This window comes from Streptomyces sp. 2A115 (genome assembly GCF_052245575.1).
Lineage (GTDB): Bacteria > Actinomycetota > Actinomycetes > Streptomycetales > Streptomycetaceae > Streptomyces.
The window spans coordinates 43,808-54,421 of the sequence record NZ_JBQQCG010000083.1 but is presented as its reverse complement, the minus strand read 5'-3'; the positions used below and the strand labels follow the sequence as shown (position 1 = coordinate 54,421).

General features: G+C 71.1%; 9 protein-coding genes and 1 pseudogene. 7 read left to right on the top strand and 3 right to left on the bottom strand.

Translation table 11 applies throughout. The features are described 5' to 3' along the window. The 4 genes and pseudogenes from ACTWQR_RS44525 to ACTWQR_RS44510 all read left to right on the top strand — a co-directional run. Nucleotides 1-127, top strand: a pseudogene (locus ACTWQR_RS44525) (glutamine synthetase); the annotation flags it as partial. A gap of 422 nt (nt 128-549) precedes the next feature. Next, a complete protein-coding gene (locus ACTWQR_RS44520; RefSeq protein WP_443233012.1) occupies nt 550-1,905 on the top strand; it encodes a sensor histidine kinase in 1,356 nt (451 codons plus the stop codon). Continuing rightward, nucleotides 1,890-2,543: a LuxR C-terminal-related transcriptional regulator gene (locus tag ACTWQR_RS44515; RefSeq protein WP_443233011.1), complete on the top strand. Its 654-nt coding sequence runs from the start codon at nt 1,890-1,892 to the stop codon at nt 2,541-2,543. Before ACTWQR_RS44520 ends, ACTWQR_RS44515 begins: the two co-directional genes overlap by 16 nt. Before the next feature lie 235 nt (nt 2,544-2,778). After that, nucleotides 2,779-4,332, top strand: a complete 1,554-nt coding sequence (locus ACTWQR_RS44510; protein ID WP_443233010.1) for a DUF1996 domain-containing protein — start codon at nt 2,779-2,781, stop codon at nt 4,330-4,332. A gap of 93 nt (nt 4,333-4,425) precedes the next feature. Here the strand turns inward: ACTWQR_RS44510 and ACTWQR_RS44505 are convergent, their stop codons facing one another. After that, nucleotides 4,426-4,863, bottom strand: coding sequence for a hypothetical protein (locus ACTWQR_RS44505; protein ID WP_443233009.1), 438 nt, complete (start codon nt 4,861-4,863; stop codon nt 4,426-4,428). 245 nt (nt 4,864-5,108) lie between these two features. Here ACTWQR_RS44505 and ACTWQR_RS44500 point away from each other — a divergent pair, with 245 nt between their 5' ends. From ACTWQR_RS44500 to ACTWQR_RS44490, 3 genes are all read left to right on the top strand, one after another. Continuing rightward, the gene (locus ACTWQR_RS44500; RefSeq protein ID WP_443233008.1) at nt 5,109-5,648 is read left to right on the top strand and encodes a tetratricopeptide repeat protein; all 540 of its coding nucleotides are present in this window, start codon (nt 5,109-5,111) and stop codon (nt 5,646-5,648) included. Between the two features lie 60 nt (nt 5,649-5,708). Continuing rightward, nucleotides 5,709-7,655: a hypothetical protein gene (locus tag ACTWQR_RS44495; RefSeq protein ID WP_443233007.1), complete on the top strand. Its 1,947-nt coding sequence runs from the start codon at nt 5,709-5,711 to the stop codon at nt 7,653-7,655. A 156-nt stretch (nt 7,656-7,811) separates the two neighbouring features. Continuing rightward, the gene (locus ACTWQR_RS44490) at nt 7,812-8,501 is read left to right on the top strand and encodes a TetR/AcrR family transcriptional regulator (protein WP_443233006.1); all 690 of its coding nucleotides are present in this window, start codon (nt 7,812-7,814) and stop codon (nt 8,499-8,501) included. A 28-nt stretch (nt 8,502-8,529) separates the two neighbouring features. On the opposite strand, the gene ACTWQR_RS44485 is transcribed toward ACTWQR_RS44490, so the two are convergent. Together ACTWQR_RS44485 and ACTWQR_RS44480 are read right to left on the bottom strand one after the other, a co-directional pair. Then, nucleotides 8,530-8,886 carry a 5-carboxymethyl-2-hydroxymuconate Delta-isomerase gene (locus ACTWQR_RS44485; protein WP_443233005.1) on the bottom strand — a complete coding sequence of 119 codons (357 nt, stop codon included), beginning with the start codon at nt 8,884-8,886 and terminating at the stop codon, nt 8,530-8,532. Nucleotides 8,887-8,918: 32 nt separating this feature from the next. Further along, nucleotides 8,919-10,553, bottom strand: coding sequence for a SpoIIE family protein phosphatase (locus ACTWQR_RS44480; RefSeq protein WP_443233004.1), 1,635 nt, complete (start codon nt 10,551-10,553; stop codon nt 8,919-8,921). Between the last annotated feature and the right edge of the window lie 61 nt (nt 10,554-10,614).

The window sequence follows — 10,614 nt, the reverse complement described above, 5'->3', positions numbered from 1 at the left end:
GGTCGAGAAGGACGGCAAGGGCTACATCGAGGACCGCCGCCCGAACGCCAACGTCGACCCGTACGTCGTCACACGCCTGATCGTCGACACCTGCTGCACCGCCCTGGACAAGGCCGGCCAGATCTGATCCCGCTTCTCTCTCTGAAGGGGCGCCCACCGATTCGGTGGGCGCCCCTTCGGCGGTTGTCCGAGTGCGGGTGGGTGGGGCTGGTCGCTCCCCCATGGCGGCGGAGCCGCAAAATGTCACAGCCCCGCGCCCGTGAAGGGGCGCGGGGCCGACCCCGTACGCAACCCGACCCCGTCTGCTTTGGAGTCATGGCCAGCTTCCGCCGCGCGGGCCCTCCGGTCAGAGTCGCCGTATGAGACTTCTGACGCTGGGTGGTACGGAGTTCGCGGGGCGCGCGGTGGTGGAGGCGAAGGTCCTGAGCCTGAGCCTGAACCCGGGTCCGGACCCGGACCGCTGAGCGTGGCCGGGGGTGCTACTGGCACCACCCCCGTCCGGGTGTCCGGCCCAGTGACCCCGCCGACCGGCTCGGCGAGACTGAGGCCATGGACGCGAAGAGCACGGACACGAGGATCAGGGGCGCGAGGACGGAGGACGCCGACGAGAACGGCGGGAGCGGCGGAAACGGTGGCGGCCGGGTGCGTACCGTCCTGCTCGCCGGACTGCGGGCGCTGGTGCTGGCCGTCGTGGTCCCCGTCGGGTCGATCACCCTCTTCGCGCTGTCCGTCGTGTCGGTCGTTCTCGTGCTGGTGGGCATCGGCATTGTCACGACGCCCTGGGTGCTGACCGCCGTACGCGGTTTCGCGGACTGGCGGCGCATGGTGGCGGCCCAGTGGTACGGGGTGCGGATCCCGCCCGCGTACCGGCCCGTCCCGAAGGACGCCAACCCGTGGACGCGGTGCTTCCGCATGCTCGGCGATCCGGCGACCTGGCGGGACCTGATGTGGCTGCCGGTCGACATGACCGCGGGGTTCGTGACCGCGGTGCTGCCGGCCGGGCTGCTCCTCTACCCCTTCGAGGGCTTCGCGCTGGGCGCCGGGTTGTGGCGGGTCTTCACGGACGGGACGTACGTCGGCTGGTGGTACGGCTTCGTGCCGGTCAGCGGGCAGGCCGGCGCCCTCGGCGCGGCCGCGCTGGGTGCCGTCCTCCTCGTCGTCGCCTACTACACGGTCCCGTACCTCCTGCGTGTCCACTTCCTGCTGACCCGGGCCGTCCTCGGGTCCGGGCAGGGCGAGCTCGCCGAGCGCGTCCGTGTGCTCACGGAGACCCGGCGCGACGCCGTCGACACCTCGGCGGCCGACCTGCGCCGTATCGAGCGGGACCTGCACGACGGCGCGCAGGCCCGGCTGGTCGCGATGGGCATGGATCTCGGCACGGTCGAGGCCCTGATCGAGAAGGATCCGGCGAAGGCCAGGCGGTTGCTCGCGCAGGCCCGCAAATCCTCCGCCGACGCGCTGACCGAGCTGCGCGACCTCGTCCGCGGCATCCATCCGCCCGTCCTCGCCGAACGCGGACTGGGGGACGCCGTACGGGCGTTGGCGCTGCGGCTGCCGATCAGCACCGAGGTGGACGTGGACCTGGCGGGGCGGCCGGAAGCACCCGTGGAGGCCGCCGCGTACTTCGCCGTCAGCGAGGTCCTCACCAACGCCGTCAAGCACTCGGGCGCCGACCGCATCTGGGTCGACGTGCACCACACGCGCGAGCACGGCAGCCGGGACCACGACGGCATGCTGCGGATCGCCGTCACCGACAACGGCAAGGGCGGCGCGGCCGTCGGCGCGGGGTCGGGACTCTCCGGAGTCGAGCGGCGACTCGGTACATTCGACGGCGTTCTGGCCGTCAGCAGCCCCGCGGGCGGTCCCACCATGGTGACCATGGAGATCCCTTGCGAGTTGTCCTAGCCGAAGATCTCTTCCTGTTGCGCGACGGCCTGGTCCGGATGCTGGAGGCGTACGACTTCGAGATCGCCGCGGCCGTCGAGAGCGGGCCCGAACTGACCCGGGCGCTAGCGGAGTTGGCACCGGACGTCGCCGTGGTCGACGTGCGCCTGCCGCCCTCGCACACGGACGAGGGGCTGCAGTGCGCACTGGAGGCCCGCCGGGCCAGACCCGGCCTTCCGGTGCTCGTACTGTCGCAGCACGTGGAGCAGTTGTACGCGCGTGAGCTGCTGGCCGACGGGACCGGCGGGGTCGGCTATCTGCTCAAGGACCGGGTGTTCGACGCCGAGCAGTTCATCGACGCGGTGCGCCGGGTCGCGGCGGGCGGTACCGCGATGGATCCGCAGGTCATCCAGCAGTTGCTGTCGCGGCGGCAGGGGGACGGCCGGCCGCTGGGCCGACTCACTCCGCGCGAGCTGGAGGTTTTGGAACTCATGGCGCAGGGCAGGTCGAATGCGGCGATCGCGGGCCAACTGGTGGTCACGGAGCGGGCGATCGCCAAGCACACCTCCAACATCTTCGCGAAGCTGGCCTTGGAGGTCTCGGACGACGACAACCGTCGCGTTCTGGCCGTTCTCGCCTATTTGGACCAGGACCGCTGAAAGGCCCTGAATGGTCCGCGATAAAGATCGGCTTTCGCTGAACGATATTCAATAATCCCCCCTCAACTGCCGTTGCTTCAGGGGCTTCTGAGCCCCTTGCGCCACAATTGCCCCACGGAACTCTCACCAATTTCTGAGGCCGCTGAACACCTCAGGAACCTCCTCCGTATTCAACGGAGCCGCTTCACCTCCTGTCGGGCACCTCGATGCCCCGCAAGGAAGCCAGAGGAGTTCCATGGGACGCACAAACCGTAAACGCCGCTCCACGCTCGCCAACCGGGCGATAGCCGCTTCGGCGGCTCTCGCGCTGGGTGGCGGCGGCTTGCTCGCGGCGAATTTCTACGCTTCGGCGCACGAGGAGAAGGATTCGACGCAGAACGCGCAGACGACCGCCGCCACGGGGGTCGCCACCATCGACTGCCCCGACGTGGGCCAGCAGCTGACCGACGTGCCGGACGGCGCACGCGCCGGTGTCGACCAGGAGCTGGCGAAGCTCGACCAGCAGGTCACGGAGGCCTACAAGCGTCTCGCGGACACACGCCAGGCTCAGGCGGGGGACCCCGGCTACGTCAACAACGCCATCCTCGGGCCGCTGAAGTCCAAGCGGACGGCCACGATCGACCGGATCGGCATCAACATCAACCGCGCGGGCGGTAAGCCTCCGCAGGGAGCCGACCAGCTCGCCGAGTGTCAGGGTGTGGCGGCCGACCAGCCGGAGGTCGTCGACGGCGAAGGCCAGGACCAGGCCGGCGACGGTCAGGACCAGGACCAGGGCCAGGACCAGGCCGGCGACGGTCAGGACCAGGGCCAGGACCAGGGCGACGGTCAGGACCAGGGCGACGGCGGCCAGGAGGGCAACGGCCCGGTGGCGGCCGACTTCCAGGACATCACCACCGTCCAGCCGAACGGCGGCGCGAAGGGCGTCGGTGCGAACGGGCTCCCCGCGAACGGGGACTCCGGTTCGACGGGCAGCTTCACCACGAGCTGTGGCACCAACCCGAACGACAACCACAACTCGGACAACGTGATCGTCGCTCCGGGTGTCGACAACGGTGCGCAGCACACGCACGACTACGTCGGCAACCAGGACAACAACGCCTTCACCAGCGACGAGCAGTTCCTCCAGGCCGACACCAGCTGCGAGAACCAGGGCGACAAGTCGTCGTACTACTGGCCGGTGCTGCGCCTGCAGAACGGCACGGACGAGTTCGACGCGAACGACCTCGGTGGCGGTGCGGAAGGCAACATCGGCCCGATCCAGGAAGCCACCCAGGCGGAGCTGAAGTTCGTCGGCAACAAGACGAGCGATGTCGTCGCGATGCCGCAGGCCCTGCGCATCATCACCGGTGACGCCAAGGCCTTCAGCAACGGCCTCGCCAACGCCAACACGAACTGGAGCTGCACCGGCTTCGAGGACAGGCAGCTGACGGACAAGTACCCGATCTGCCCCGAGGGCAGCTCGGTGGTACGGACGTCCAACTTCCAGAGCTGCTGGGACGGCCAGAACATCGACAGCGCCAACCACCGCACGCACGTGGCCTTCGTGCAGGAGGACGGTACCTGCGCCAACGGTTTCCAGGCCATCCCCCAGCTCCAGGCCCGTCTGGTCTACGACGTTCCGGCGCCGCAGATCGAGAACGGACAAGTCGTGAATCCGTTCGCGGTGGACGGCTTCCCGACAGAGCTGCACAAGCCGATCACCGACCACAACGACTTCATCAACTTCTTCGACGAGGAGACGATGAACCAGGTGGTCGACTGCATCAACAGCGGCCAGGACTGCCAGTAGCACAGCAGGCACTGACCAGTAAGCAGTAAGCGGTAGAAAGCCGGCGGTGGGAAATCCCACCGCCGGCTTTCGCTTGCCCCCGAACCCGCGCGGTCAGCCGCTGTGACCGCTCTTGTTGTGACTGCCACCGGGATTCATGTGTTCGGACCCCTCCTCCATGATCCCGCCGAGCCGGCCGCGCAGCGCTGTGACCGTCTTCTCCGCACCGACGGCGACCCACTTGCGGCCGACGAGGTAGTAGCCGCCGTAGTCCTTCGCCCCGTTCAGCCACTCGCGCTGGCCGCGGTCGGTGGCGAAGGTGGCGAGGACGAACTTGCCCCCGGAGTTCTTGCAGATGGCCTGACGGATCGTGTCCGCGTCCGTCTGCATGTTCGGCTTGCAGCCGGCCTCACTCGCCAGGTGCTCCAGACTCCCGCTCGCGGTCTCGGGGACCTTCTCCCCACCGTCGTCCGAGCCGCAGCCGGTCAGCGCCAGCAGGGCGGCGGCCACTGCGACCGCACCCCCCGCGAGCCTCTTCCTCGTCGAACTCATTCGTACGTACCTCCGGGTCCTTTTCCTTACGGCGACTGGCCTGCTCCGGCGACATGAACTCGCCGGCTCCGTGGCCGGTGTCCCCGGCCTCGGAACCGCACGGGGGCTGTCGGTTCCGGCCCACGCCGCTGAGAGCCCTGGCAAGGGCCCCGCCTTCGATACGGCTCCCGCACGCTCCGTGCTCAATCGACACAACCGGCAGTCCGGACGATCAGGTGGAGCCGAGCGAGCCCAGCGTAATGGCGATGCCGTCACGGGCACGCCTGTGCGAGGGTGGGCCCGTGACCACAGAAGACTGGGAAGAGCGGCTGACAGCCGCCTGGGCCTCCTTCGACGACCACTCGGAGGCCGAGGCGGCGGACTTCCGCGCGGTGATCGACGCGCTCGTCGCCGAGCTGCCCGCCGACAGCCCCCTCGGACCGTTCGAGCGCGCCGGCGCCTGGGACTCCACGGGTCACTCGGACAAGGCGGTTCCGCTGTACCGGGAGGCGCTGGCTCGCGGCCTGAACGGCTATCGCGGGCGGCGGGCGAAGATCCAGCTCTCCAGCTCCATGCGGAACATCGGGCAGCCGGAGGAGGGCGTCAAGCTCCTCACGCCCGAACTCGACGCACCCCCCGACGAGTTGGACGATGCCGTACGCGCCTGTCTCGCCCTGTGCCTGGCGGACCTCGGCCGCGAACGCGAGGGACTCTCCCTCGTACTCGGCGCCCTCGCCCCCCATCTGCCGCGCTACCAGCGGTCCATGGCGAACTACGCTCGGCTGCTCGTGGAGCCCCAGCGGTAACCCCGCGCGAACTCGGCGCGGTCCAGGTGACCAACCACCGATTCGCTCGTTCTGCTGAATGTGCAGTCACAGGATGTCGCCCCGCGCCCCGCTTCAACTCCCCGACCCGTTCCGGTCGTCGACGTCGAGCAGGCCGAGGCCGCGCTCGTCGAGCACTACCCGCGGCTCGTCCGGCTCGCCTATCTGGTGCTGCCGCCGAGCCTCGGCCGCAACCGCCGCGTGCTCACCGCCCACTCGCTCACCCAGCGCGCCCTGCCCAGGGGGCGGACGTCCGGGGACCCCTCGCTCATCCCGGTCCAGCAGACGGCCGAGGGCCGCGACTGCGACCCGGGATACGCGTACGTACGCCTCCAGGTGCTGCGTACGGCCCTGGAGGCCGGCCGGCCGCTGAGGCTCAAGGCGTGGCCGAAGCGGGCGCAACTGCCGCCGCTGCTCCCCCAGGTGTGGGGCCTGCGGCTCTTCCCGCGCTCGGGCGGCGCCGACGAACTCGCCCTGGACCAGCGGCTGTCGGCCCTGTCCGCGCCGGCCCGTGCCGCCTATGTCCTGCGCGGTCTGGAGCGGATGGGCGACACGGACGTGTGCGACATGCTGGCCGCGGCGGGCGAGGAGGACCCGGCCGCGGCGCTCACCGAGGCCGGCCGGCTGGAGTCCCAGGACGACCTGTTGACGTCTCCCGAGTTCGATCCGTGCTCCCTGCAGGCCCGGCCTCCCGACCTGATGCGCCGCCGCCAGCACATGAAGGCGGCGCTCGCCGCGACCGCCGCCGTCGCGGTGTGCGGCGCGCTCCTCGGACTGCCCGGCGACGGCTGGGCTCCCGACGGGCCCGCGGCGCCCCCGTACGCACAGAACCCGGCGGCCCAAGCCGCGCTGGACCCGGGCAAGTTGACGCTGGTGCCGACGGCCGCCTGGCAGTCGTCCGCTCGCACCGACTTCTCCGTGTGGCCCGCGCGCGGCAACCTCACCGGCGACAAGGCGCTGCTGCGCCGCGCGCTCGCCGTGTGGGCCCGCCCCGGCGAGTCCGTGCGGGTCTCGGCGACCCCCGGCACCCCGGCGGGCGCCCCGCCCGGGCCGCCCCAGCTGCTGTACGCGGGCGAGGTCGACCAGGGCCGGGTCGTGCTGCTCTACGACGGGCTGCGCATCGTGCGGTATGCCGAGCCGAAGGACGGCACGCGGATCGCCGCGCTGGACTTCGCGCGGGTCGACGGCGCCACCGGGGCCGAGGCGAACGCGGTGGTCCTCAACCGGACCGACGGCAACATCCGCTATCTGACGGCGCCTTGGGTGCGTAAGGCCGCCGTGCGGGACCTGCTGAAGTCCGCGCCCGGCCCGTCCGGCACCTCCGGGACGACCCGGCTGGGGCGCTCGGCCGACGGGGTGACCGAGCCGTTCGCCGGCCCCGCCGAGCGGACCGGCGAGTGCCGTTCCTGGAACGCGCTGGAGCTGACGGACGCCGCGGGCACCCGGCTGATGACCGACCTCGGCGAGCTGACTCCGGCCCATCTCACCTCGGGTCGCCCCGGGCAGCCCCACGACGCCTCGGCGGCGACGTGGTCCCCGCTGGCCTGCTCCCTCGCGGCCGTGCGCTCCCAAGGGGTGCGCTCGGTGAACGCCTGGCAGTACGCCCGGCAGCCGTTGCCCGACGCGAGCGGCACCGCCGACTGGCTGTGCACCCGCGCGGACACCTGGCGGGGCGGGGGCGCTCGGGTTCTGGCCCAGTTCCACGCCTCGGGCCAGAAGTACGGCGCGGTCGCGGCGAAGGCGGAGAACGTGGCAGCCTGCGGTCCCAAGGACCCGCACGTGCTGGCGGGCGTGCTGTGGAAGGCGGAGCACGCGGGCGACTGGTACCTGCTGGCCGCCGGCAGCAAGGACACGGCGTCGATCAACACGACGGGCGGGGTCAACGGATCCGCCCAGGGCAACGTCCTCGTCGTACGCGCCAAGCAGGGCGCGCAGGCGGGCCTCGAGGGACGACTGGCGAACGGCAGGGCGATCGCCGGGCTGCGGTAGCGGGCCCGGGTCGCGCAACTCCCCCTGGAGGGTGGGGAATCGGTACGTTCAAGGGCGAACTGTGGTGGGGCGGACATACGTTGTGGTCGGCGCGGACGTCGCGATGTGCCGGACGGGCCCGTTCGGGAGGCCGGATTCAATCGGTAGGGTGTTCGCATGACAACCGGGGTACGCCGCAGAATGGGTGTCGACGAGCGGCGGCAGCAGTTGATCGGCGTCGCCCTCGAACTGTTCAGCCGACGCTCGCCCGACGAGGTCTCCATCGATGAGATCGCGTCCGCCGCGGGTATCTCGCGACCGCTGGTCTACCACTACTTTCCCGGCAAACTCAGCCTGTACGAAGCCGCGTTGAAGCGCGCCTCGGACGACCTGACGGCACGCTTCGTGGAGCCGCGGGAGGGGCCGCTCGGAGCGCGGCTGCTGCGGGTCATGCGGCGGTACTTCGACTTCGTCGACGAGCACGGGCCCGGTTTCTCGGCGCTGATGCGCGGCGGACCGGCGGTCGGTTCGACGAACACGAACGCCCTCGTCGACGGCGTACGGCAGGCCGCGTACCTCCAGATCCTCGCGCATCTGCGGATCGACCAGCCGCCCGCACGGCTCGAAATGGTCATCCGCTCCTGGATCTCGCTCGCCGAGTCGACCGCGCTGATCTGGCTGGACGGACGGCGGATTCCACGCGGCGAGCTGGAGGCCCAACTCGTCAACGACTTCGCGGCACTCGCCGCGGTGAGCGCCGCGTACGACCCCGAGATGGCCGCGCTGCTGCGCCATATGTTCGCGGAGGAGCCGGCCGAGGGTCCGTTCACGGATCTGATCGGCCGCCTGGTCTCACTGGCGTCGTAAGCCGTGTGCGGGTTGTGGGCGTTGCTCGCTAGTTCACGAACTTCTGATACGACGGGTCAAGATCCCGAACCTCCGCGGAGGCATGCAGCGTCAGACCGTCAAGCGGCTTCACGTGGGATTTCAGCAGCTCGAGCGTCCGCTCGGTCAGCGCGGACTTCGTCTCGGCGGTCCGGCCGGGCAGCAGCGCCAGCGTGACGTGCACATGCTCGTGGCCGACGCCCTCCGCGCCGACCACGATGTCCTCGGTCGGCCGGAAGCGTGTCTTGCACGCCTCGATCTTCGCGGCGGCGGTCTCCACCACCATGGCGTGCAGGGCGAGCGCGAAGCCCTGCCGGTCGAAGGTGTCGGCGAGCGGTGTGGAGTAGTCGACGGTGATCTGCGGCATGGGCACTCCTGTTCTAGGTCAACAGATTCACCTTAGTCGCAGCGCGAGGTCAGCCTCAGGGCGAGAAGCGCGATGTCGTCCTCCCGTTCACGGCCGAAGCAGTCCAGGAGCGTGTCGCACAGGGCGCGCAGGCCGGCCGGTGCGTCGGCGGCGACGGTGCGCAGGTGTTCCATGGAGACCGCCAGGTCCGTGCCGCGGGTTTCGATGAGGCCGTCGGTGACCAGCAGGAGCCGGTCCGTGGGGGTCAGCAGGATCTCGGACGGCGGCGGCCGGTCCAGGCCGAGCCCGAGGAGCGGGCCACAGGCCTTGGCGTACTCGGCGGCGCCCGTGTCCCGTACGACGAGCGGCGGGATGTGGCCCGCGTTGGCGATGCGGGTGCGGCCGGTGTCCGGGTCGACGAGGACCAGACAGACGGTGGCCGTGACCTCCGGGTGGTAGTGCTGGAGCATCCGGTCGAGCCGCTCGGCGAGCACCCCGGGATCGGACTCGTCGACGCAGTAGCCGCGCAGCGCGTGCCGGATCTCGACCATGACGGTGGCCGCTTCCAGCGAGTGCCCGACGACGTCGCCGACCACGGCGAGCACCCCGTCGGGGGTGCGCAGGCCCGCGTAGAAGTCGCCGCCGATCTCGGTCTGCCGGGAGGCCGGTAGATAGCGCACGGCGGCCTCGACGCCGGGCAGGTGGGGCAGCCTCTTGGGCAGGAAACTGTGCTGGAGGGTCAGCGCGACATGCCGTTCGACCTGGTACATCAGCAGCGGCTGCGCGGCCAGGGCGGTGGCCTGGGCGAGCTGGGCGAGGACCCGGTCGGTGTCCGGCTCCGGGGTCCGGGCGCCGCGCGCGGGGGTGGCCAGGCACACCAGGGCGCTGGTGTCCTGGGTCCGGGTCAGCGTGAGGCGCGCGTCGTCGAGCCCGGCCGGCCGGAAGAAGCCGCGGGGCCACAGAGGCGCCGGCACGACGGTGCCACGCACCTCGGTCCGCCCTGCCATGACGCGCCGCATCAGCCGGGACACGGCGTCGTGGGCGCTGCCGTCGGGCGGCGTGAGCCGTGCCCCGGACCGGGACGTGCCCGAGTACAGCTCGCCGTCCCCGCCGAGGACGAAGACCGCGGCCGGAGCGCTGGTGAGCCGGGCGGCTCCGGCGGCGGCCGCGTCGGCGAGCTCCTGCAGGCACCGGGCGGCCTGCACAGCCACGATGGCCTCGGAGAGCACCGTGAGACGCCGGACGTGCGCCTCGGTCCCGGATCGCACCCTGGCTCCGCGCAGCGCGGCCCGTACCACCGCCTGGATCTCCTCGGGCTCCGCGGGCACCGTCAGATACGCCTCGCCGCCCGCGTCCAGGCCGCGGCATCGGTCGGCGGACGCCACGGCCGCGGCCGAGAAGTGCACGACGGGCAGGTCGGCGGTGGGAGGGGACGCCTTGAGGCGGCGGCACAGTTCGAAGCCGCTCATGTCCGGCAGCCCGACATCGACGAGCGCCACGTCGGGCAGGGAGCCGGCCCGCAGCCGTACGTCGAGTTCGCCGAGCACCTCCGCCGCGCTGGCGACGGGCACGACACGGTATCCGTCGCGGCGCAGCACGGCGCCCATGGCGTACCGGCCCGCCGCCGCGTCGTCGACCACCAGCACGGTGGAACTGGTCTGACTGCCCTGACTGCCGTTTCCGTCCATGTCCACCGCACCTCGGTACACGACTAGGTGGGACAGGCCGCGTTCGGGGCCTGTCCCACCA